The following is a 21,372-nucleotide window of genomic DNA, read 5'->3' on the forward strand; positions in this document are numbered from 1 at the left end:
GTCCCCAACTGACCAAAACATCATGGCAAGACCAGTCACGCTATTCACGGGGCAATGGGCGGACCTGCCGCTCAAGGAGCTCGCACCCCTGGCACGCAGCATGGGCTATGACGGCCTGGAACTGGCGTGCTGGGGCGACCATTTCAATGTGCAGGAGGCGCTGGCCAGCGACCGCTACCTGCAGGACAAGCGCGACCTGCTGGAGCAGCACGGCCTGCGCTGCTTCGCCATCGGCAACCACCTGGTGGGCCAGGCCGTCTGCGACCTCATCGACGAGCGCCACCAGGCCATCCTGTCACCGCAGGTGTGGGGCGATGGCGATCCGGAAAGGGTGCGGCAGCGCGCCGCGCGGGAGATGCAGGACACCGCGCGGGCCGCCGCCAAGCTGGGCGTGAAGGTGGTCACCGGCTTCACCGGCTCCTCCATCTGGCATTCGCTGTACGCATTCCCGCCCACCTCCCAGGAATACTGGGACAAGGGCTTCGCTGATTTCGCCCAGCGGTGGACGCCCATCCTCGACGTGTTCGACCAGGTGGGCGTGAACTTCGGGCTGGAAGTGCACCCGACCGAGATCGCGTTCGACATCGCCTCGACCCAGCGCGCCATCGCGGCCGTGGGCGGCCACAAGCGCTTCGGATTCAACTTCGATCCCAGCCACCTGGGCTACCAGGGCGTGGACTACGTGAAGTTCATCCGCACCTTCAGCGACCGCATCTACCACGTGCACATGAAGGATGTGTGGTGGGGCCGGGGCGACGGCACGGTGGGAGTCTTCGGCGGCCACACCAGTTTTGGCGATGCGCGCCGCCACTGGGACTTTCGCAGCGTGGGCCGCGGGCAGATCGACTTCGAGTCCATCATCGTCGCGCTCAACGACATCGGCTACGACGGGCCCTTGAGCGTGGAGTGGGAAGACAGCCGCATGGACCGCGTGCACGGCGCCACCGAAAGCGCGGCCTACAGCAAGCGGCTGGACTTCAAGCCGGCCGCGGGCGCGTTCGACGCGGTGTTCGACAAGGCGAAGCAAGGCGGGATGGCCGGTTCATGAAAAAGCTGCGCTATGCCATGGTGGGTGGCGGGCAGGGTGCGTTCATTGGCGCCGTGCACCGCAAGGCCATGGCGCTGGACGGGCAAATCGAACTCGTGGCGGGCGCGCTCTCCTCCGACCCGGAGCGCGCGCGCGCGTCCGGGCGCGAGCTCGGTTTGCGGGAGGACCGCAGCCATGGCCGGTGGCAGGACCTGCTGGCCGACGAACTGCGCGGCAACGATGACGAGCGCATCGACTTCGTCTCCATCGTCACACCCAACCACATGCATTTTCCCGTCGCTCGCGCGTTCGCCGAGGCAGGCATCCACGTGGTTTGCGACAAGCCGCTCGTCCACTCCAGCGAAGAGGCCGCAGAGCTCATGCGGGTCGTCCAGCGCAGCGGCTCCGTGTTCGGCGTGACCTACAACTACACGGGCTATCCCATGGTGCGCGAGGCGCGCGACATGGTCTCGCGCGGCGCGATCGGCGCGGTGCGCAAGGTCATCGTCGAATACAACCAGGGGTGGCTCGCCACGCACCTGGAGGCGAGCGGGCAGAAGCAGGCCGATTGGCGGACCGACCCCGCGCGCAGCGGCCTGGCCGGTGCCATCGGCGACATCGGCTCGCACGCGGAAAACCTGGCGACGACCGTGACGGGCCTCGAGCTCGAGAGCATCTGCGCCGACCTCACCATCTTCGTGCCGGGACGGCGCCTCGACGACGACGGCAACGTGCTGCTGCGGTTCACGAACGGCGCGAAGGGCGTCCTGATCGCGTCCCAGATCGAAGTGGGCTGCGAGAACGACTTGCGCCTGCGCGTGTTCGGCACCACGGGCACGCTGGAATGGCACCAGGAGGAACCCAATCGCCTGCTGCACGCCCCCATCGACGGGCCGCTGCGTGTGCTGACGCGCGGTTCGCCCTGGCTCGGGGAGGCGGCGCGCCGCGCGACGCGCTTGCCGACAGGGCATCCGGAGGCCTTCATCGAGGCCTTCGCCAATGTCTATCTCGGCGTGGCCGCGCACATCCGGGCGATCCAGGCCGGCCGCGCGGCGGATCCGCTGGACGCCGACTATCCGCGCCTCGAAGACGGTGCGCGCGGGGTGCGGTTCATCGAGAAGGTGGTGCAGTCCGCGGCCAGCACGGCCAAGTGGACGTCCTTCGAGGACTGAACGATGTTCCTGGGCATCGATCTCGGCACCTCGGGGGTCAAGGCGGTGGTGCTGGACCGTGGTCACCGGCTGGTGGCCAGCGGCTCCGCGCCGCTGGCGGTGGACGCACCCCAGCCTTTGTGGCGCGAACAGCAACCCGCCGAGTGGTGGCGCGCGTGCGATGCCGCCGTCGGCGCCGCACTGGACCAATTGCGGAACTGCGGCCGCACCGCCGGCGGGATCGAGGCTGTCGGCCTGACCGGCCAGATGCACGGCGCAACCCTGCTGGACGCGCACGATGAGGTCCTGCGGCCGGCCATCCTCTGGAACGACGGCCGGGCCGCCGCGGAGTGCGGGGAACTGGAGCGGGCGGTGCCGCGCTCGCGTCAGATCACCGGCAACCTGATGATGCCCGGCTTCACGGCACCCAAGCTGCTGTGGGTGGCCCGGCACGAGCCCCGGTTGTTCGACCGGGTCCGGCGTGTGCTGTTGCCCAAGGACTGGCTGCGCTGGCGCCTGACCCGTGACTATGCGACCGACCTGTCCGACGCCTCCGGCACGCTGTGGGTGGACGTGGGAAGGCGCGAGTGGAGCGCCGAGCTGCTGGCGGCATGCGGCCTCTCCACCGGGCACATGCCCAGGTTGCACGAAGGTCCGGAAGCCACCGGTGTCCTGTCGCGCGAGATCGCGCAGCACTGGGGCCTGCGGCAAGTACCGGTGGTCGCGGGGGCCAGCGACAACGCCGCGGGCGCGCTCGGCGCCGGTGTGGTGAAGCCGGGCGATGCGATGCTGTCGCTGGGGACATCCGGAGTCGTGTTCGTGGCCACCGGCTCGTTCGTCGCGAATCCGCAGCAGGCGGTGCACAGCTTCTGCCACGCGCTGCCGCAATCCTGGCACCTGATGTCCGTGATGCTGTCGGCGGCGTCTTGCCTGGAGTTCACCGCGGGGCTGCTCGGCGAGCGCGACGTGGGCGCGCTGCTGGCGGGGGCCGAACAGCGGGGTTTGCGCGAGGACACGCCGCAGTTCCTGCCGTACCTCAACGGTGAACGCACACCGCACAACAATCCGCATGCCAAAGCCGTGTTCTTCGGCATGCACGCCGGCACGCAGCGGGAGGATCTCGTGAACGCCACACTCGAGGGCGTGTGCCTCGGCATGGCGCAGGGGATCGCCGCGCTCCAGGCGGTCCAACCCGGCCTGGCCCGCGTGAGCCTCATCGGCGGCGGCTCGCGCAATGCCTACTGGGCCCAGATGCTGGCCGATGCCATCGGCTTGCCGGTGGTTCGCCATGCGGACGCCGAGGTTGGCCCCTCGCTGGGCGCCGCGCGGCTCGCGTGGCTGGGCGCCGCTCCGGGCGAAGAAGCCCGCATCTTCCGGGCGCCGGAGACGACGGACGCGTTCGAACCCCGGCCCGCCGGCCGAGCGCGCATGCAGGAGCGCGCGGCACGCTTCGCAGGCCTCTACCAAGCCGTCGCGCCTTTCTTCACGCCCTGATAGGCGTGTTAGCGCAGCAGTTCCTGCAACGGCACGGCCGCGCGGCCGTCGCCCTCCGAGATCGCCGTGCGCCGCCACAGGCCCGGCTTCGTGTCCAAACCCAGTTGCGGATCGTCGGGCGCGAGCCGCCGCCAGTCGGTCCGCGCCTCACCTTGCGCCGCCGTCTCGGAACAGGTTCCGGCCTGCACCCGCAGCCGGATTTCTCCCGTGTTGGCGAGCTCCGCGTCGCAGATGTCGCCGCCAGCCTTCTGCTCGGCGGACTTCAGCGTCCGCACCTCCAGCAGGCCGGATAGCGCGACGCCATTGGCGGCCGACGCGAGTTGCACGTGGCGATGATCGAACAACACGACCAGTTTGCCGTCGGCCGACGCCCGCACCTGGACGCCGCGCCCCGCCAGGGGCCAGAGCGAATGCTGGGACCAGCGCAGCAAGCCGCTGCGCGCATCGAGCGCGAAGACTTCGCCCTGGCCCGCGACCCAGATGACCGTGGCGGGGTCGATCCAGGCGAGTGAGCTGCGCGTGCCTTCCCGCAGCGCGGGGAGCGCCTGGCGCAGCACGAGGCGGACTTCGCACGCCGCCGTCACTTCATACGACCACAACTCGTGGCTCATGGTCACCACGGCCAGCCGGTCGCCCGCGGTGTTGAAAGCGGCGGTGTCGACGCGCTCGCCCGGTGGCTGCGCCACCTTGCAGCGCTCGCCCAGCCGGACGATGTTGAACAGGCGGAACGGGTCGTCCCGCGTGTCCGTGGTCAGCAGCGCCCGCCGGTGGTCGGGTGAGAAGAGCGGGACGGCGCCTGCCGGCATGGCGACCATGCCGCACGCGGTGAGTTTGCGCGATGCCGGCTCGAACTCGCAGAGGTTGAGCGCTGTGGCCTGGGTGGACGTGATGTGCAGGCTCAGCGCGATGGACCGGCCTTCGGCCCGCACGAGCCCTGTCGTGAGCGCTTCGTCGCCAAGATGCCGCTGGATCGCCGTTCGTTCTTCGGCCGTGCCGGGCAAGGCCGCGGGATCGAGTTCGCCATAAGGCGCGCGGGGCCGGATGTCCAGCGGCAGGACGGCGGGCAGCTCCGTGGGCGCGTCGCGGCGCGGTGAAGGGCGCCAGAAGGCGGCTTCGTCGCGCAGGCGGGGGAACTGCAGGCGGCGCAGCGGCGCCGCGCGAACCGCGGTCTCCTGGCCGCGCTTGCCCGAACTCGCCGCGCAGCGAGAGACGGCGCTCGTCTCCCGCGCCACCGGAGCGCTGGGGCGGCCATCCAGCCCGAGGACGATGCGCACGGCGGATCCGGCGGGCGGGGGCGCGGAGGGTTCCGCGTCTCCGGTGCTGCGCAGCGCGCCCGTGTCCACGGCAAACCTCCCGTCCGGCAGGATGTCGAGGCTGTCGACGCAGACGGCGCCGAGCGCGTGCGGCCCCGCCGTGGCCAGCGAAGGCCACCGGTAGACCCAGGCCTGCTGGTCGGCATCGACGATCAGCAGCTCCGAGCCTGCCGGGGAGAACAGGTGCGCGGCGATGGGGCGGCCCGGCACCTCCTGCAGCGCGCCGTCGAGCCCGCGCACCAGGTTGCTGTCGCGCCAGCGTGCGGCGTCGCCGGGCAGCAAGGACTTCGCAGCCTCGTCGAAAGTGACCAGCCGAGGCACCAGGAACCGCGCGGCCTGCGCATAGACGCCGCCGTCGAGCGACTGGGCCGCCGGGCCCAGCCGGGCCAGCGCCGCGGCCGCCGGTGCGTACAAGGCGCTGCCCAGCATGGCGAGCGCGCTCTCGCCCTGGCTGCGGGCCTCCACCTCGGCCCGTTGCCGGGTTTCCTGGCTGGCGCGCTCGCGTTCACTTCTTGCGCGCAGCTGTTCGATTTCCACTGCGTGCCGCTGGGACTGCAGGACCGACCAGAGGATCGTTCCCGCCGCGGCCGTCCCCACTGCGATGGCGGTCAGGACCAGCCAGGGCTTCCTGGACGGCGGTTCGGGGAGGAACACGTCGCCTGCCCGCTCCAGGCCGGCAGGAACCGTGGGCACGGGATCGTCGCCGGACGCGCGAGCGGCTTCGTCGTTCAAATCTGCGTTCCCTGCATGTCTTGCTTCAGTCCGGCGCACGAACGCCAACGGGATTGCCCATCATGGACCCGCCTGGTGCAGCATGATCGTGAGCATCCCCGCGACCACGAGCAGGATGGCGAACGCCCACCAGGGACCGGTGCTCGATTCGAGGCGCTCGAAATGGAAAATCGCGGAAATGGCGTGGCCGACGAAGGTGCCCATCGAGGTGCCGAGGATGGCGCCCAGCAAGGCGAAGGCCATGGCGCCGGCGGCGATGCACTTCGAGAACGACACGTCCATGAACGCGGTGCCCAGCGTCGCGGAAAAGACACCGAGCAGCCACGCGACCACGGCGCCGAGGACCGCGCCGAAAACGGCGGCGACCAGCGCGCAGATGACGCGTTCGGACAGGCTGGGCGAGTGCAGGCGCATGCCGCAAGGCTATCGCGAAACGGCCCGGAAGGCATCAGCGTTGCGTTCCACGTACTCTTGCAGCTTCACCCAGACGGTTTCGTCACCGGCGATCCGCGTGCCCAGACGATTGAAGGCGCCTTCGGGGTCTGCCGCGAGCTTCTCCAGCCAGAGCTGGCGCAGGGGCTCGAACAGGTGCGGCTCGGCGAAGGGGAACATGTTCAGCGATGCTTCCAGGTCGGCAGCGGCCGCCTCGGCGCCGATGCGCCGGTAGGCGTCCACGTAAAGGGCGTAGGGCGGGTTGTTGGGGAAATCGGTCTCGTAGAAGTACGCCAGGCCGCCCGTCTCGATCATCGTCTGGGCGGATTCCACGACCAGCAGGGTCTGGACTTCCACGGGCAAGGCTTCAAGATCGCCGCCGGCCCGGGCCAGGCAGGCCACCGCATGGTCGTACGGCGCGCCCAGCAGCCATTCATTCATGTCGCGGCCGGGATTTCCTCGAGCGAGCGGTACACCGGCTTGCCATGCTGTTCGGCCAGGGCCACCATTTCATCCGCGCCCGCGGATGGGCCGCCGATGCGCAGGCAGCCGTCGCACCTGGCGACCAGCCGCCGTGAGATGGGGTGGAAGATCTCGGTGAACACCGGATCGCCGATGGCCTTGGATCCCCCGTGTTCGATGAGCGGGAGCGCGAACCACTCGCCCATGACCGGCAGGTGGCCCATCCGGAAGAGGCGAAGCGAGGCCTCGGTCATCGCCGCTACGTTGCTGGCAATCAGCACTGGGTCGTCGTTTGTGCCGGAGCGGTAGGGCCCGGCCACCAGGATCATTTGCGCGGTCATGACCATGCTGTTCGCCGGACGGTTCCGCAGCCGCCGCGGAGCCGCCCGGCGCGCATCACTTGCGGAACGCGTCCACCAGCTGCTGACCTTCTGGGCCGGCCTTCTCCAGCCATTCCTTGATCATCGTGTCGCCGATCTTCTTCATGTCGGCCTTGAGCGCGGGGGTGGGCGCATGGATGGTCATGCCGCCGGCCTTGAGCTTCTCCAGCGATTCGCCGTTGACGCGGCGGCTCGCGGCCCAGCCGCGGACCTCGGCGTCCGCCGCGGCTTTCAGCACCGCCTGCTTGGTCGGCGCGTCCAGCGCGTCGTACGCGGCCTTGTTCACGATCACGGCGTTCTTGGGCAGCCAGGCCTGCGTGTCGTACCAGTTCTTGATGTGCTCGTAGGTCTTGCTGTCCACGCCGGTCGAGCCGGAGGACATGTACGAGTCGACCACGCCGGTGGCCAGCGCCTGCGACAGTTCGGCAGCCTGCACGGTGACCGGCACCGCGCCGACCAGTTCGGCGATGCGCGCCGTGGCGGGGCTGTAAGCGCGCCACTTGAGGCCCTTCATGTCAGCGGCGGAGGCGATCGGCCGCTTGCTGTAGATGCCCTGCGGCGGCCAAGCCACCGCATAGAGCGCCATCATTCCCTGCTCACCGAGCTTCTTGTCGAGAAGCGGCTTCTGCACCTGCCAGAGCTTCATGGCCGAGTCGTAGCTGTCGGCCAGGAAGGGCAGGCCGTCGGCGCCGAAGACCTGCCATTCGTTCTGGAAGTTCACCAGCAGGATCTCGCCGATCTGGGCCTGGCCGCCTTGCACGGCGCGCTTGATCTCGGGCGCCTTGAAGAGCGACGCGTTGGCGTGCACCTGGATCTTGAGCTTGCCGCCACTGGCCTTGTCGACGTCGTTGGCGAACTGCACCAGGTTCTCGGTGTGGAAGTTGCCGGCCGGGTAGGCGGCGGGCAGGTCCCACTTGGTCTGGGCGGCCAGCGGGCCGGCCAGCGCGGTGAAGGCCACCGCGGCCAATGCGAACTTCAGTTTCATGCGAACTCCGGGGAAAGAGAGAATGGGGAAGTGGAGAAGAACGATCTGTCCAGCTCAACCAGTGTCATCAGCTTAGCTGCAATTCCCGGGCCAGCAGATGCGGTGTTACCCCAAGCGCGGCCGCCGGGCTTCCTGGGGGTGCTGATGCTGGACACGCGTTTTCCCCGTCCACCCGGCGACGTCGGCCATCCCCAGGCCTTCGGCGTACCCGTGCGGCAGCTGGTCGTGCAGGGGGCTTTCCCGCGCGAAGTGGTGCGATCGGCGGAGAGCCTGCTCGCCTCGGGCCTGCAACAGCGCTTCATCGATGCCGCCCGCCAGCTGGAACAGGAGGGCGCGCGAGCGATCACCACCAGTTGCGGCTTCCTGGTGCTCATGCAGGCGCAGCTGCAGGCGGCGGTGTCGGTGCCCCTGGTCAGTTCCAGCCTGCTGCAATTGCCCGCGTTGCTGCAAGCTGAACCGCAGGTGGGCGTTCTGACGATCAGTGCGGAGCATCTGGGCCAGGAGTTCCTGCTGGCGGCGGGTGTTCCGCCGGCGCGGCTGGCGGACGTGATCGTGCAAGGAATGAAGGCCGATGGCGAATTCACCGGCGCCATCCTCGGCAACCGCGCGCGCATGGACCTGGCCCAGGCGCAGGCCGAAGTCGTGGCCGCCGCGGGGATGCTTCAGGCGCGCGCCCCCGGACTGCGCACCGTCGTGCTGGAGTGCACGAACCTGCCCCCATACGCCGGGGCGGTGTCCGACGCTACGGGGTGGCATCCGCGCAGCCTGCTGGACGCGCGTGAGCTGGTAGATTGGTTGGCCCATGGTTGAAACCACGCTCGATCACCCCATCGCAGGCGGCCGCCTGTCCGGTACGCTTGCCACGCCGGAAGGGCTTGGTCCGTGGCCCGTCGTGCTTGTGATCGGGGGCTCGGGCGCGACGGACCGGGATGGCAACAATCCGCTGCTTCCCGAGCCGTGCAGCAGTTTCCGGCGGCTGGCCGGTGCACTGTCCGCACGCGGCCTCGCGAGCCTGCGCTACGACAAGCGTGGCGTGGGACGGAGCGTGATCGCCGGGCTGTCCGAAAGCGCCTTGCGCTTCGATGACCTGGTCGACGATGCCGTGGCACTGGCCCGGCTGCTGCGCGCCGACGAGCGCTTTTCGGACCTCGTCCTGTTCGGCCACAGCGAGGGCGCGCTGGTGGCCGCGCTCGCTGCGAATGCCACGCCACCGGAGTTGCTGGTCTGCGCTTCGGGGGCCGGCGAGCGCGCTTCGGATCTGATGCGCCGGCAGATCGTCCAGACCCTGCCGGCCGACCTGGCGTCGCCGGCTGTGCGCGCCCTCGACGCACTCGAACGGCAGACACCTGCCACCGACGTCCCGGATACGCTGGCCGTGCTGTTCCGCCCGACCGTGCAGCCCTACCTGATGTCGTGGTTCCGTCATTCGCCGGCGGAGGTGCTGGCGAACCTGGCCGTGCCCATCATGCTGCTGCACGGCGCCGCCGACACCCAGGTGCCCGCCGACCAGGCACGCCTGCTGCAAGCCGCGCATCCGGAGGCGGAACTGTGCGTGATCGCGGGCATGGACCACCTGCTGGCTGTGGACGGCGACTACGACGCCGGCGCGCGGCGGATCGCTGGCGACATCACGGCGCAGTTGGCGCGGGCTGCCGCCCACGCCTGAGCAGTCGCTACTTCTTCTCCGCGCCCATCACCAGGTCGGGCAGGAAAGTCACGATCTGCGGGAAGACGGTCACCAGGGCGATGCACAGCACCAGGCAGCCGAAGAACGGGATCGCCGCGCGGGCGATGGTGTTGCTGTCCTTGCCGGTCATGTTCTGCAGCACGAACAGGTTGAAGCCCACGGGCGGTGTCACCTCCGCGATCTCGACCAGCAGCACGATGAAGATACCGAACCAGATGAGGTCGAACCCGGCCTTCTGGATCATCGGCAGCACGACCGCCGCCGTCAGGACGATCATGCTGATGCCGTCCAGGGCGGTGCCCAGCACGAGGTAGACGACCACCAGGCAGGCGATCAGGGCGTAGGGCGAGAGCTGCATGGCATTGACCCACTCGGCTAGTTCGCGCGGCACGCCGGTGAAGGCCATGGTCTTGGTCAGGAAGGCCGCGCCCGCCAGGATGAACATGATCATGCAGCTGGTGCGGGTGGCGCCCATCAGGCCGTCCCAGAAATTCTTCCACGTGAGCGAGCGGCCGTAGCCCGCGATGGCGAGCGAGCCGGCCACGCCGTACGCCGCGCACTCCGTGGCCGTCGCCCAGCCAGCCACCAGCACCCACACGATGAATACGATGAGCAGGCCGCAGGGGATCAGGCTGCCGCTCTTGCGCAGCTTCTCGGCGAAGGTCGACGGCGGATCGGCCGCGGGCACCTTGTCCGGGTGACGGATGGACCACCAGGCGATGTAGCCCATGAAGAGCGCCATCAACAGGGCGCCCGGAATGAATCCGGCCAGGAAGATGCGGATGATCGAGGCGTCGGCCGCCACCGCATAGACGACCATCGTGATGGAGGGCGGGATCAGCAGGCCGAGCGTCCCGGCGGTGGCGAGCGAGCCGAGGGCCAGTTGCTCGTCGTAGCCGCGCTTGCGCAGTTCCGGCAGGGCCACCTTGGAGATCGTGGCGCAGGTGGCCGAGGACGAGCCGGAGACCGAGCCGAAGATGCCGCAACCCAGCACCGTGGTGTGCATCAGGCGCCCGGGAATCCGGTTCAGCCAGGGCCGCAGGCCTTCGAACATCTCCTCGCTGAGCTTGGTGCGGAAAAGGATCTCACCCATCCAGATGAAGAGGGGCAGGGCGGCCAGTTCCCAGGACGCGCTGCTTTCCCAGAACGCGGAGAACAGGTTCTTGCCCGGCTGCGTGCTGACGAAGAAGGCCTGGCCGATCCAGCCGCAGATGGCCAGCGTCATGGCGATCCAGACGCCGCCCGCCAGCAGCACGAGCATGATCACGAGCAGGAAGAGGCCGATGGCCAGGGTGGTCATGGCGGCGGCCTTTCAGAGATCGGCGGAGAAGTCGCCGTGCGCGTGGCGTTCCTCCACCGAGGTCACGTAGGTGGGCCGGTTCCCCCTCAGCACCAGCACCATTTCGTCGAGCACCGCGATGAAGAACAGCCAGGCGCCCACGACGAAGGTGACTTGCGGGATCCAGAGCGGAACGGCGACAAGCCCGTTGGACATGTCCTTGAACTGCCAGCTCTCGTACGTGAAGCGGGTGGCCCAGAAGGCCAGGTAGCCAATGGCGAAGCACGCGATGACGAGGGAGACCACTTCGAAGGCGCGGCGGGGGCCGGGCGCCAGCTTTTCCAGGAGAAGCGTGACCCGCACGAAGTCGCCGTGCTTGAACGCATGCGCCATCGCCAGGAATGCGGCCGCGGCGCACAGCCAGGCGACGAAGTCGTTGGTGGCGCCGGTGGCGACGCCGAATTCACGGAGGATGCTCTGGCCGATCATGAGAACGCAGATCGCGAGCACACAGAGGGCGGCGAGGCCGGCGGCCGCCAGATATATCCGGTCGAGGAATTTGCGCATGAGGCATTATTGCGGAGAGCCCATCCGTACACCCATGAACCTGCGCTTTGTCGAAGCTTTCTACTGGGTCGCCACACTCCAGTCGGTGTCGCGCGCCGCGGAGAAGCTGTTCATCACCCAATCCGCCATGTCGGCGCGCATCGCGTCGCTGGAGGAGGAGCTGGGCACGGTGCTGCTGGACCGGCGCGACAAGCAATTCCGCCTGACGATGGCGGGGCAACGCTTCCTCAAGCACGCCGGACGCCTGCTGGAACTCCAGCGCGAAATCAAGCTGGAGATGGGCGGTGAGGTACCGCCGGGCCTGCAGGTGCGCATCGGCGCCATCGAATCGGTGCTGCATTCCTGGCTGATCCCCTGGGTGGAAAGCTTGCGGGCCGAATTTCCCGCGCTGGAACTGGAGCTGTCGGTGGAAACCACGCCGGTGCTGATCGAACTGGTGCGGCGCGGCGCGCTCGATATCGTCTTCACGGCCTCGCCTGCGAACGCCGAAGGTGTCCGTACCAAGGCGATGCCCACCATGGAGATGACCTTCCTGGGCAATGCACGCCTGCACCGCAAGCGCGTGTACCGCATGAGTGACTTCGCCGAAATGGACCTCATGACGTTCCAGCGCGGTTCGCATCCGCACCTGGCGCTGCTGGACCAGCTGAAGGCCGCCGGCGTGCAACCCAGGAAGGTGCACGCGATCTCGTCGATCTCCGCCATGGTGCAGCTGGTCCAGAGCGGCTTCGGCGTCGCGACGCTGCCACTGGCGGCGGCGAAGCGGCTGCCGGACACGGCGGGCCTGAAGGTGCTGCGTTGCGAGCAGCCCCTGCCGCCGCTGCCCATCCACGCCAACTTCCGCGTCGACCCGTCGACCACCAACGCGGAACGCGTGCTGAAATCGGCCTCGGCCTTCGCAGCCGCGTTTTAGGGACTTACCCGCAGGTTCCGAGGGATCATCGAAAAAATCGATGACGTGATCGGAAGATTTTGAATTTGTAAGTGGGCGTTGCACCTTCCAGAATCCGCTCCATGAATGCAGTTCTCGAACCCCTTCCGCCGGCGGCCCGGGCCCGCCTGGCCATCCGCGCCGGCGAGTGGACGGGCCACACCAGCGGCCTGGCCGAAGGCCATGTGCAGGGCAACGTGGTGATCCTGCCCGCGGCGCAGGCCGACCACTTCCTGCGCTATTGCCAGCGCAACCCCAAGCCGTGCCCCGTGCTGGCCGTGTCCGAGCCCGGCCATGCCAGCCTGCCCACGCTGGGCGCCGGCATCGACATCCGCACCGACGTGCCGCGCTACCGCGTGTGGCGTCACGGCGAGCTGGTGTCCGAGCCCACGGAGATCCGCGAGCTCTGGCGCGACGACCTGGTGACTTTCATCATCGGCTGCTCGTTTTCCTTCGAGCAGGCGCTGCTGGACGCCGGCCTGCCCGTGCGCCACATCGAGCAGGGCCGCAACGTGCCGATGTATCGCACGAACATCGCCACCGTTCCCGCCGGGCCATTCAACGGACCGCTGGTCGTGACCATGCGCCCCATGCTGGCGGGCGCGGTCATCCGTGCCATCCAGGTCACCTCGCGATTCCCCGACGTGCACGGCGCGCCCGTGCACATCGGCGACCCCTCGCTGATCGGCATCGCCGATCTGGCCAGGCCCGACTACGGCGATGCCGTCGACGTGGGCCCCGGCGAGTTGCCTGTGTTCTGGGCCTGCGGCGTCACGCCGCAGGCGGCCATCACCCAGGCGCGGCCCGAGTTCTGCATCACGCACGCCCCCGGCGCGATGCTGATCACCGATCTTCTCAACCACGAGCTAGCCAGCTTCTAGGAGCCCTTTTCATGAAGAGTCTGATTTGCGCGGCCGTCGTCGCGCTGGGCAGCGCTTTGCCCGCCGCCGCCCAAACCAAGTGGGACCTGCCGTCCGGCTACGGTGCCAACACCTTCCAGGTGCAGAACCTCCAGCAGTTCGCCGAAGGCGTGGACAAGGCCACGGCCGGCAAGCTGAAGATCACGGTGCACCCGAACGCTTCGCTGTTCAAGGCGAACGAGATCAAGCGCGCCGTGCAGTCGGCGCAGGTGCCGGCGGGGGAATTCATTCTCTCGGGCGCGTCCAATGAGGCGCCGATCTTCGGTGTCGATTCCATCCCCTTCCTGGCCACCAGCTATGCCGATTCCAAGCGGCTGGATGACGCTTCCCGTCCGGTGCTGGTGAAGACGCTCGCGGCCCAGGGCGTGAAGCTGCTCTACACCGTGCCGTGGCCCCCGCAGAGCCTGTACTCGGCCAAGCCGGTGACTGCCCTGAAGGACCTGCGGGGCACCAAGATGCGCGCCTACAACCCGGCCACCTCGCACATCGCCAGCGCACTCGGCGCGCAGCCGGTGACGATCCAGCTGGCGGAACTGCCGGCGGCCCTGGCCACCGGCGGCGTCGACAACTTCCTCACGTCCAGCGCGAGCGGCGTCGACAGCAAGCTGCACGAGAGCGTCAAGTACTTCTATGCCGTCGCCGCCTGGCTGCCGCGCAATGCCGTGGTGGTGAACCAGAAGGCTTTCGACAGCCTCGACAAGGCGGCCCAGGACGCCGTCCTGCGTGAAGCGGCGGCCGCCGAAAAGCGCGGCTGGAGCATCAGCGAGCAAAGGGACGGCGAATACCTGAAGGAACTCGCGGCCAAGGGGATGAAGATCGATGCCAGCGCCGACAACCTCAAGAAGGAACTGCGCACCCTTGGCGAGCAGATGACGGCCGATTGGGTCAAGACTGCCGGGGCGGAAGGCAAGGCGGTCATCGACGCTTTCCACGCGAAGTGAGAGAGCGAAGCAGGCCCGCCATGAACACCGCCACCGTCACTTCTACCGTCCTGCCCACGGCATCGCCGCGGCGCTCGGCCGGTGCCGTCCTGCGCACAGCGCTCGACCGGCTCTACGTCGGTGCGGCGGTGCTCGGCGCGGCCTGCATCGCGCTCATCTGCGCCCTGATGATCTTCCAATCGCTGGGGCGGCAACTGGGTTTTCCCACCGGGGCCATCAACGACGTGGTGTCCTGGTTGTGCGCCGCGGCTGCGTTCCTGACGATGGCGCACGCCTTCAAGCATGGTGACTTCGTCCGGGTCACTCTGCTGCTGGAGCGGGCACCGCCCGCGGTGCGTAGGCGCTTCGAGGTGGCGTGCCTGGCCATCGCCACTGTCGCGCTCGGCTATCTGGCGTATTGGGCTTGCCGTTTCACGTACCAGAGCTGGGAGATGAAGGAAGTGGCGCAGGGCCTTTGGGCGGTGCCCATCTGGATTCCGCAGCTCAGCTTCGCCTTCGGCGCCTTGTTGTTCCTGGTTGCCGCCATCGACGAGCTGGTGATCGTGCTGCGCGGCGGGGTCCCCACGTTTGTCCGCCTCGTCGAAGAGCGGCACGCGCAGGGCGATTTCTCTTCCGACGTCTGAGAGGCATCCACCATGGACACCCTGATTTCCGGCGCCATCCTGCTGGGCCTCATGCTGCTGATGCTGGCCGGCGGCGTGTGGATCGCCATGACGCTCGCCATCTGCGGCTGGGTGGGCCAGGCCTTCTTCACCAACAGCCCGCCCGGCCTCAACCTGTTCTCCGCCTTCTGGGAGAGCAATGCCTCCTGGGAACTGGCTGCCTTGCCCCTGTTCATCTGGATGGGCGAGATCCTGTTCCGTACCAAGTTGAGCGAGGAGATGTTCAGTGGCCTCGCCCCCTGGCTGAACCGCGTGCCCGGCCGGCTGTTTCACACCACCATCCTGGGTTGCGGCATCTTCGGTTCGGTTTCCGGCTCTTCGGCCGCCACCTGCGCGACCATCGCCAAGGTGTCATTGCCGGAGCTCAAGAAGCGCGGCTACGACGAGAACATCGCACTGGGCTCGCTGGCCACCGCCGGAACCCTGGGCATCCTGATCCCGCCGTCGATCACCATGGTGGTCTACGCGGTAGCGGCCGACGCGTCCATCATCCGCATCTTCCTGGCGGGCTTCCTGCCGGGGCTGCTGCTGATGGCCCTGTTCTCCGGCTACATCGCTTGGTGGGCGCTGCGCCACAAGCACAAGATGCCGCCGCGCGAAGCGGCCACCACGCTGATCGAGAAGATCAAGCTGTCACGCAACCTGGTGCCCTGCGCGCTGCTGATCGCCTTCGTCTGCTGGTCGCTGGTCGCCGGATGGGCCACCGCCACGGAATGCGCGGCCTATGGCGTGGTCGGTGCGCTCGCCTTGGCCGCCTGGAGCCGCTCGCTCAACTGGGCAAACTTCCAGTCCAGCCTGGCCGGCGCGGCGCGCACCAGCTGCATGATCATGTTCATCCTGGCGGGCGCGGCCTTCCTGACCAAGACGATGGCCTTCACCGGCATCCCGCGCGAGCTGGCCGAATGGGTCAACGCGATGCAGCTGTCGCCGTATGCGCTGATCGGCTGCCTGGTGGTGGTGTACTTGGTCTTGGGCACCGCGCTGGACGGCATCAGCATGATCGTGCTGACGGCGGCGGTCGTGCTTCCCATGATCCAGAAGGCCGGTTTCGACCTGGTGTGGTTCGGCATCTTCGTGATCCTGCTGGTGGAGATCGCCGAGGTGACCCCGCCGGTGGGCTTCAACCTCTTCGTGCTGCAGAACATGACGGGCAAGGACAGCAACCTCATCGCCCGTGCCGCCATCCCGTTCTTCCTGTGCCTGGTGGTCTGCATCGCGCTGATCACCGTGTTCCCCCAGATCGTCACCGTCGTGCCGGACGCTCTGATGGGCAAAGCCAAATGACGGCGCGCCACCTTCCTTAGAGGACTTCCCATGAAAAGCATCCTGTGCGCGGCTGCGCTGGCAGCCGTGGTGGCCTCGCCTTGCCTGGCCCAACCCTCCATCCAGTGGAAACTCGCCACGGGCTACCGCGCCGAATCGTTCCACACGCAGAACATCGAAGCGTTCGCCAGCGAGGTCGCCAGCGCCACCAGGGGCCAGCTGAAGATCGAGGTGGCGCCCAACAACAGCCTGGTGAAGCTGCCGGAGATCCCGGCGGCGGTGGCCGCGGGCAAGGTGCAGGCCGGCGAAGCCATCATGTCGGGCATGGGCAAGGACGTGCCGCTGGCCGGGGCCGACGGCGTGCCGTTCGTGGTGGGGACCTACGAGGCCGTGCAGCGCATGTGGACGCTGCAGCGGCCCGGCATCGAACGCGACTTCGCCAAACGCGGCCTGAAGCCGCTGTATGCGGTGCCGTGGCCGCCGCAGGGGCTGTACACCAACAAGCCGATCCGCGAGGCGCGGGACCTGCAGGGCCTGAAGATGCGCACCTACAACCCGACGACGGTTCGCATCGCCGAACTGCTGGGCTCCGTCCCGGTCGACGTGGCCATGGTGCAGGTCGGGACGGCGCTCAAGGAGGGCCGCATGGACGCGATGATCACCTCGGCCGTGACCGGCGTCGAAAACAAGGTGTGGGGCGGCCTGACGCATTACTATGAGCTCAATGCCTGGTTCCCGAAGAACATCGTGTTCGTGAACGCCAAAGCCTTCGACGCGCTGCCCGCCGCCACGCGCAAGGTGGTGCTCGAAAGCGCCGCCCGCGCGGAGGCGCGCGGTTTCGCCCTGAGCCAGGAAGCCGCGCACAGCGCCACCGTCGAACTGCGCCGCAACGGCATCAAGGTGGAGCCGGTGCCCTTCGAGCTGAGCCGCGACCTGAAGCGCCTGGGCGAGAAGTTCTCTCGCGAATGGGTGGCCTCGGTGGGCAACGCGGCCAATGAAATCTTCATTCCCTTCTACGACCTGAAATGACTTCGAGCACTTCTTCTCCGCGTTGGCAGTTCTGGATCGACCGGGGCGGCACCTTCACCGACGTGGTCGGCAAGCGCCCCGATGGCACGCTCGTGACGCACAAACTGCTGTCGGAGAACCCCGAGCAGTACAAGGACGCGGCGGTGGCCGGCATCCGGCACCTGCTGGGGCTGAAGCCGGACGAGCCGATCACGCCCGAGCAGGTCGAGTGCGTGAAGATGGGGACGACCGTGGCCACCAACGCGTTGCTGGAACGCAAGGGCGAAGCCACGCTGCTGGTCACCACGCGCGGCTTCCGCGACGCGCTGCGCATCGCTTACCAGAACCGCCCCCGCCTGTTCGACCGCCACGTCGTACTGCCGGAACTGCTGTACAGCGACGTGATCGAGGCGATCGAACGCGTGGGTGCGCAGGGCGAGGTGGTGCAGCCGCTGGACGAAGGGCATCTGCGCCAGGCCCTGCAGGCCGCGTACGCCAAGGGCCTGCGCAGCGTGGCCATTGTGTTCATGCATGGCTACCGCTTCACCGCGCATGAGCAAGCGGCGCGCGATATCGCTTTCCAGATCGGATTCACGCAGATCAGCACTTCGCACGGCACCAGCCCGATGATGAAGTTCGTGAGCCGCGGCGACACGACGGTGGTCGACGCCTACCTGTCGCCCATCCTGCGCCGCTACGTGGAGCAGGTGGCCGGCGAGATGCCGGGCGTGCAGATCTTCTTCATGCAGTCCTCTGGCGGCTTGACGGATGCGCACGCGTTCCAGGGCAAGGATGCCATCCTCTCGGGCCCGGCCGGCGGCATCGTCGGCATGGCCCGCACCGCGTCGTTGGGCGGGCACGAAAAGGTCATCGGCTTCGACATGGGCGGGACGTCCACCGACGTCTCGCACTATGCCGGCGAGTTCGAGCGGGAGTTCGAGACGCAGGTGGCCGGCGTGCGCATGCGCGCGCCGATGATGAGCATCCATACCGTCGCGGCTGGCGGTGGGTCCATCCTGCAGTTCGACGGCTCGCGCTTCCGCGTCGGGCCGCAGAGCGCCGGTGCCAATCCGGGCCCGGCCAGCTATCGCCGCGGCGGCCCGCTGGCCGTGACGGATGCCAACGTGATGGTCGGCAAGATCCAGCCGCGCTTTTTCCCCAAGGTCTTCGGACCCAAGGCCAACGAAGCGTTGAGCCATGAAACCGTCGAAGCGAAGTTCAACGAACTGGCAGGCAAGACCGGACGCAGCGCGGAAGTGGTCGCTGAAGGCTTCATCAACATCGCCGTGCAGCAGATGGCGAACGCCATCAAGAAGATCTCCGTCGCACGTGGCTACGACGTCACGCGCTACACCTTGCAGTGCTTCGGCGGCGCGGGAGGGCAGCATGCCTGCCTGGTGGCCGATGCGCTGGGCATGACGCGCGTGTTCGTGCATCCGCTGGCGGGTGTGCTGTCCGCCTATGGGATGGGCCTGGCCGACCAGACGGTGATCCGCGAACAGGCGGTGGAATTGCTGCTGTCGCAGCAGAACCTGCCCCTGGTCGCCGAGAAGCTGGAAACCCTGGGCGCGGCCGCGCAAGCCGAGCTGCAGCGCCAGCAGGTGAGCGCCAACGAGGTGCAGGTGCGGCACCGCGTCCACGTGCGCTACGAAGGCAGCGACTCCGCGCTCGTCGTGCCTTTCGGTGACCTGCGCACCGTGATCGCCGGCTTCGAGGCGGCTTATCGCCAGCGCTTCTCTTTCCTGATGCAGGGCAAGGCCATGATGGTCGAGGCCGTGTCGGTCGAGGCGATCGTCGCCGGCGACGCGCCGGCCGAGCCCCGGTTCGACGTGCAGCCCGCGCGTGAAGTCCCGCGCCGGGAGACGGTGCGCATGTATTCCGGCGGCCAGTGGCACGAGGCCGCGCTGGTGGTGCGCGAGGACCTGCGGCCGGGCGACGTGATTCCCGGCCCCGCGATCATCGCGGAGAAGAACGCCACCACGGTCGTCGAGCCCGGCTGGGAGGCGCAGCTCACGGCACTGGACCACATCGTGCTGGACCGCCGCGTGGCGCGCGCCGTGAAGTTCGCGGCCGGGACTCGAGTGGATCCGGTGCTGCTGGAGGTCTTCAACAACCTCTTCATGAACATCGCCGAGCAGATGGGCCTGCAGCTGCAGAACACGGCCTACTCGGTGAACATCAAGGAGCGCCTCGACTTCTCGTGCGCGCTGTTCGACGCGGACGGCAACCTGATCGCCAACGCGCCCCACATGCCCGTGCACCTGGGCAGCATGGGCGAGAGCATCAAGACCGTGATCCGCGAGAACCAGGGCCGCATGTCGCCGGGCGACGTCTATGTGCTGAACGACCCGTACCACGGCGGCACGCACCTGCCCGACGTGACGGTCATCACGCCGGTCTACCTGGGCACCTCGGCGACGGATCGCCCGCTTTTCTACGTGGGTTCTCGCGGTCATCACGCCGACATCGGCGGCATCACGCCCGGCTCGATGCCCCCGTTCTCGACCCGCATCGAGGAAGAAGGCGTCGAGATCAACAACGTGAAACTGGTGGATCGCGGCGTATTGCGCGAAAAGGAGATGCTGGCCCTGCTGCGCGGTGACGGGCCGAACGGCGCGAAGCACCCCAGCCGCAACCCCGAGCAGAACATGGCGGACCTGAAGGCGCAGATCGCGGCCAACGAGAAGGGCGTGCAGGAACTGCGCAAGATGACCGAAACCTTCGGTCTCGATGTCGTCCAGGCCTACATGCGGCACGTGCAGGACAACGCCGAGGAATCGGTCCGGCGCGTGATCACGCGCTTGAAGGATGGCCAGTTCACCCTTTCCCTGGACAACGGCGCACAGATCAAGGTGGCGATCCGCGTGAACGCGGCGCAGCGCAGCGCCGAGATCGACTTCAGCGGCACCTCGCCGCAGCAGGAGAACAACTTCAACGCGCCGCGCGCGGTCTGCATGGCGGCGGTGTTGTACGTGTTCCGCACGCTGGTGGCCGACGACATCCCGCTCAACGCCGGCTGCCTGAAGCCGCTGAAGGTGATCATCCCGGCAGGCTCGATGCTGAACCCGAATCCGCCAGCCTCGGTGGTGGCAGGCAACGTCGAGACGTCCACCTGCATCACCAATGCGCTGTATGGCGCCCTGGGCGTGATGGCCGCCGGGCAGTGCACGATGAACAACTTCACCTTCGGCAACGCACGCTACCAGTACTACGAGACCATCTCCGGTGGCAGCGGCGCTGGCGGCGTGTACGACGACAAGGGTGAATTGACCGGCGGCTTCGACGGCACCAGCGTGGTTCAGGCGCACATGACCAATTCGCGGCTGACCGACCCGGAAATCCTGGAGTTCAGGTTTCCGGTGCGGCTGGAAAGCTATGAGATCCGGAAAGGCTCGGGTGGCGCGGGGCGCTGGAAGGGCGGCAACGGCGGCGTGCGCCGCGTGCGCTTCCTGGAGCAGATGACGGCCAGCATCCTGTCGAACGGCCGCAAGCACGGCGCTTTCGGCATGGCCGGTGGCCAGCCGGGGCAGGTGGGCATCAATCGCGTGGTGCGGTCCGATGGGAGCACCGAAGCCCTGGACCACATCGGCCAGGCCGAAATGGCACCAGGGGACATCTTCGAGATCCACACGCCGGGAGGCGGGGGGTTCGGTTCGTAGGCTGGGGTGAGCGGCGCAGTCGAACCCCAGCTTTCGAGCGCTTCACGAAACCGCTGGGGTTCCGCTGGCGCGGTCACCCCAGCCTACGAAGACTATTTCTTCGCGGCCGGCTTCTCGCCCGCCTTCGCCGGCTTCTCGTTCCCCGCCGCCGCCGTCTTGAAGGCTTCACCATTGACGGTGAGGCCTTCCTTCGAGTATTTGGCGGCCGCGCCTTCCTTCACGCCCTTCACGCGGGCCATCAGGTCGTTCCAGTCCTTGAACGCGCCCTTCTTGCGCTCGTCCAGGATGCGGCCCGACAGCGCGGGGCCGATGCCCTTGATGCCGTCGAGTTCGGCGGCCGAGGCCTTGTTCACGTCGGCGGCGGCGAAGGCGCTGCCGGCAAAGGTCAAAGCCAGGACGGCCAGGAGTTGCTTGATCATGATGTTCCTCTCTTCCTCGTGTGAGTGATTTGTTCGCCGCGGGATCGTCGGCAAACGGAC

20 protein-coding genes are annotated in these 21,372 nt (G+C 67.9%); 12 read left to right on the top strand and 8 right to left on the bottom strand.

What is annotated here, in order from left to right:
* Positions 1-22: 22 nt before the first annotated feature.
* Genes FN976_RS04680 through xylB form a run of 3 tightly spaced genes read left to right on the top strand, consistent with a single transcriptional unit; the run spans position 23 to position 3,672 of the window.
* Positions 23-1,048 (top strand): sugar phosphate isomerase/epimerase family protein, encoded by a 1,026-nt coding sequence (locus tag FN976_RS04680; protein ID WP_145891507.1) that lies wholly within the window; start codon positions 23-25, stop codon positions 1,046-1,048.
* A complete protein-coding gene (locus tag FN976_RS04685; RefSeq protein ID WP_145891509.1) occupies positions 1,045-2,199 on the top strand; it encodes a Gfo/Idh/MocA family protein in 1,155 nt (384 codons plus the stop codon). The genes FN976_RS04680 and FN976_RS04685 overlap by 4 nt, the downstream gene beginning before the upstream one ends.
* A 3-nt stretch (positions 2,200-2,202) precedes the next feature.
* Entirely contained in the window at positions 2,203-3,672 is a 1,470-nt protein-coding gene (gene xylB / locus FN976_RS04690; RefSeq protein ID WP_145891512.1) for a xylulokinase, read from the top strand.
* An 8-nt stretch (positions 3,673-3,680) separates the two neighbouring features.
* Here the strand turns inward: xylB and FN976_RS04695 are convergent, their stop codons facing one another.
* The 5 genes from FN976_RS04695 to FN976_RS04715 are packed head-to-tail and all read right to left on the bottom strand — an operon-like array spanning position 3,681 to position 7,976.
* A complete protein-coding gene (locus tag FN976_RS04695; protein ID WP_145891514.1) occupies positions 3,681-5,717 on the bottom strand; it encodes a hypothetical protein in 2,037 nt (678 codons plus the stop codon).
* A gap of 60 nt (positions 5,718-5,777) precedes the next feature.
* Complete coding sequence (locus FN976_RS04700) at positions 5,778-6,131, bottom strand: hypothetical protein (RefSeq protein ID WP_145891517.1); 354 nt, start codon at positions 6,129-6,131, stop codon at positions 5,778-5,780.
* Positions 6,132-6,140: 9 nt separating this feature from the next.
* The gene (locus FN976_RS04705) at positions 6,141-6,590 is read right to left on the bottom strand and encodes a DMP19 family protein (protein ID WP_145891519.1); all 450 of its coding nucleotides are present in this window, start codon (positions 6,588-6,590) and stop codon (positions 6,141-6,143) included.
* Complete coding sequence (locus FN976_RS04710) at positions 6,587-6,958, bottom strand: DUF4406 domain-containing protein (RefSeq protein WP_349291339.1); 372 nt, start codon at positions 6,956-6,958, stop codon at positions 6,587-6,589. The genes FN976_RS04705 and FN976_RS04710 overlap by 4 nt, the downstream gene beginning before the upstream one ends.
* 49 nt (positions 6,959-7,007) lie before the next feature.
* Positions 7,008-7,976: a TRAP transporter substrate-binding protein gene (locus FN976_RS04715; protein WP_145891521.1), complete on the bottom strand. Its 969-nt coding sequence runs from the start codon at positions 7,974-7,976 to the stop codon at positions 7,008-7,010.
* 102 nt (positions 7,977-8,078) lie between these two features.
* Here FN976_RS04715 and FN976_RS04720 point away from each other — a divergent pair, with 102 nt between their 5' ends.
* Together FN976_RS04720 and FN976_RS04725 are read left to right on the top strand one after the other, a co-directional pair.
* A complete protein-coding gene (locus tag FN976_RS04720) occupies positions 8,079-8,786 on the top strand; it encodes an aspartate/glutamate racemase family protein (RefSeq protein ID WP_255440130.1) in 708 nt (235 codons plus the stop codon).
* The gene (locus FN976_RS04725; RefSeq protein ID WP_145891523.1) at positions 8,779-9,642 is read left to right on the top strand and encodes an alpha/beta hydrolase family protein; all 864 of its coding nucleotides are present in this window, start codon (positions 8,779-8,781) and stop codon (positions 9,640-9,642) included. Before FN976_RS04720 ends, FN976_RS04725 begins: the two co-directional genes overlap by 8 nt.
* A gap of 7 nt (positions 9,643-9,649) precedes the next feature.
* Here the strand turns inward: FN976_RS04725 and FN976_RS04730 are convergent, their stop codons facing one another.
* Entirely contained in the window at positions 9,650-10,963 is a 1,314-nt protein-coding gene (locus FN976_RS04730; RefSeq protein ID WP_145891525.1) for a TRAP transporter large permease, read from the bottom strand.
* A 12-nt stretch (positions 10,964-10,975) separates the two neighbouring features.
* Positions 10,976-11,509 (bottom strand): TRAP transporter small permease, encoded by a 534-nt coding sequence (locus FN976_RS04735; protein ID WP_145891527.1) that lies wholly within the window; start codon positions 11,507-11,509, stop codon positions 10,976-10,978.
* Between the two features lie 34 nt (positions 11,510-11,543).
* On the opposite strand from FN976_RS04735, the gene FN976_RS04740 reads away from it, so the two are divergent.
* The 7 genes from FN976_RS04740 (at position 11,544) to FN976_RS04770 (ending at position 20,893) form a co-directional block, all read left to right on the top strand.
* Positions 11,544-12,422: a LysR family transcriptional regulator gene (locus FN976_RS04740; RefSeq protein WP_145891529.1), complete on the top strand. Its 879-nt coding sequence runs from the start codon at positions 11,544-11,546 to the stop codon at positions 12,420-12,422.
* Positions 12,423-12,523: 101 nt separating this feature from the next.
* Complete coding sequence (locus FN976_RS04745) at positions 12,524-13,321, top strand: putative hydro-lyase (protein WP_145891531.1); 798 nt, start codon at positions 12,524-12,526, stop codon at positions 13,319-13,321.
* A gap of 11 nt (positions 13,322-13,332) precedes the next feature.
* Positions 13,333-14,301: a TRAP transporter substrate-binding protein gene (locus FN976_RS04750; RefSeq protein WP_145891533.1), complete on the top strand. Its 969-nt coding sequence runs from the start codon at positions 13,333-13,335 to the stop codon at positions 14,299-14,301.
* A gap of 89 nt (positions 14,302-14,390) precedes the next feature.
* Positions 14,391-14,924: a TRAP transporter small permease subunit gene (locus FN976_RS04755; RefSeq protein WP_145892334.1), complete on the top strand. Its 534-nt coding sequence runs from the start codon at positions 14,391-14,393 to the stop codon at positions 14,922-14,924.
* A gap of 12 nt (positions 14,925-14,936) precedes the next feature.
* Entirely contained in the window at positions 14,937-16,247 is a 1,311-nt protein-coding gene (locus FN976_RS04760; RefSeq protein WP_186510748.1) for a TRAP transporter large permease, read from the top strand.
* Between the two features lie 30 nt (positions 16,248-16,277).
* The gene (locus tag FN976_RS04765; protein ID WP_145891535.1) at positions 16,278-17,255 is read left to right on the top strand and encodes a TRAP transporter substrate-binding protein; all 978 of its coding nucleotides are present in this window, start codon (positions 16,278-16,280) and stop codon (positions 17,253-17,255) included.
* Positions 17,252-20,893: a hydantoinase B/oxoprolinase family protein gene (locus FN976_RS04770; RefSeq protein WP_145891538.1), complete on the top strand. Its 3,642-nt coding sequence runs from the start codon at positions 17,252-17,254 to the stop codon at positions 20,891-20,893. Before FN976_RS04765 ends, FN976_RS04770 begins: the two co-directional genes overlap by 4 nt.
* Positions 20,894-20,985: 92 nt before the next feature.
* Here FN976_RS04770 and FN976_RS04775 read toward each other — a convergent pair whose 3' ends face one another.
* Positions 20,986-21,312 carry a ComEA family DNA-binding protein gene (locus tag FN976_RS04775; protein ID WP_145891540.1) on the bottom strand — a complete coding sequence of 109 codons (327 nt, stop codon included), beginning with the start codon at positions 21,310-21,312 and terminating at the stop codon, positions 20,986-20,988.
* Positions 21,313-21,372 lie beyond the last annotated feature (60 nt).

The organism is Caenimonas sedimenti, from assembly GCF_007833165.1.
GTDB lineage: Bacteria > Pseudomonadota > Gammaproteobacteria > Burkholderiales > Burkholderiaceae_C > Ramlibacter > Ramlibacter sedimenti.

Excerpts from the sequence above, each read along its gene's own strand:
- FN976_RS04680 (WP_145891507.1), top strand. The coding sequence starts at position 23 with ATGGCAAGACCAGTCACGCTATTCACGGGGCAATGGGCGGACCTGCCG.
- FN976_RS04685 (WP_145891509.1), top strand. The coding sequence starts at position 1,045 with ATGAAAAAGCTGCGCTATGCCATGGTGGGTGGCGGGCAGGGTGCGTTC.
- xylB (WP_145891512.1), top strand. The coding sequence starts at position 2,203 with ATGTTCCTGGGCATCGATCTCGGCACCTCGGGGGTCAAGGCGGTGGTG.
- FN976_RS04700 (WP_145891517.1), bottom strand. The coding sequence starts at position 6,131 with ATGCGCCTGCACTCGCCCAGCCTGTCCGAACGCGTCATCTGCGCGCTG.
- FN976_RS04705 (WP_145891519.1), bottom strand. The coding sequence starts at position 6,590 with ATGAATGAATGGCTGCTGGGCGCGCCGTACGACCATGCGGTGGCCTGC.
- FN976_RS04710 (WP_349291339.1), bottom strand. The coding sequence starts at position 6,958 with ATGGTCATGACCGCGCAAATGATCCTGGTGGCCGGGCCCTACCGCTCC.
- FN976_RS04715 (WP_145891521.1), bottom strand. The coding sequence starts at position 7,976 with ATGAAACTGAAGTTCGCATTGGCCGCGGTGGCCTTCACCGCGCTGGCC.
- FN976_RS04725 (WP_145891523.1), top strand. The coding sequence starts at position 8,779 with ATGGTTGAAACCACGCTCGATCACCCCATCGCAGGCGGCCGCCTGTCC.
- FN976_RS04730 (WP_145891525.1), bottom strand. The coding sequence starts at position 10,963 with ATGACCACCCTGGCCATCGGCCTCTTCCTGCTCGTGATCATGCTCGTG.
- FN976_RS04735 (WP_145891527.1), bottom strand. The coding sequence starts at position 11,509 with ATGCGCAAATTCCTCGACCGGATATATCTGGCGGCCGCCGGCCTCGCC.
- FN976_RS04740 (WP_145891529.1), top strand. The coding sequence starts at position 11,544 with ATGAACCTGCGCTTTGTCGAAGCTTTCTACTGGGTCGCCACACTCCAG.
- FN976_RS04745 (WP_145891531.1), top strand. The coding sequence starts at position 12,524 with ATGAATGCAGTTCTCGAACCCCTTCCGCCGGCGGCCCGGGCCCGCCTG.
- FN976_RS04750 (WP_145891533.1), top strand. The coding sequence starts at position 13,333 with ATGAAGAGTCTGATTTGCGCGGCCGTCGTCGCGCTGGGCAGCGCTTTG.
- FN976_RS04760 (WP_186510748.1), top strand. The coding sequence starts at position 14,937 with ATGGACACCCTGATTTCCGGCGCCATCCTGCTGGGCCTCATGCTGCTG.
- FN976_RS04765 (WP_145891535.1), top strand. The coding sequence starts at position 16,278 with ATGAAAAGCATCCTGTGCGCGGCTGCGCTGGCAGCCGTGGTGGCCTCG.
- FN976_RS04770 (WP_145891538.1), top strand. The coding sequence starts at position 17,252 with ATGACTTCGAGCACTTCTTCTCCGCGTTGGCAGTTCTGGATCGACCGG.
- FN976_RS04775 (WP_145891540.1), bottom strand. The coding sequence starts at position 21,312 with ATGATCAAGCAACTCCTGGCCGTCCTGGCTTTGACCTTTGCCGGCAGC.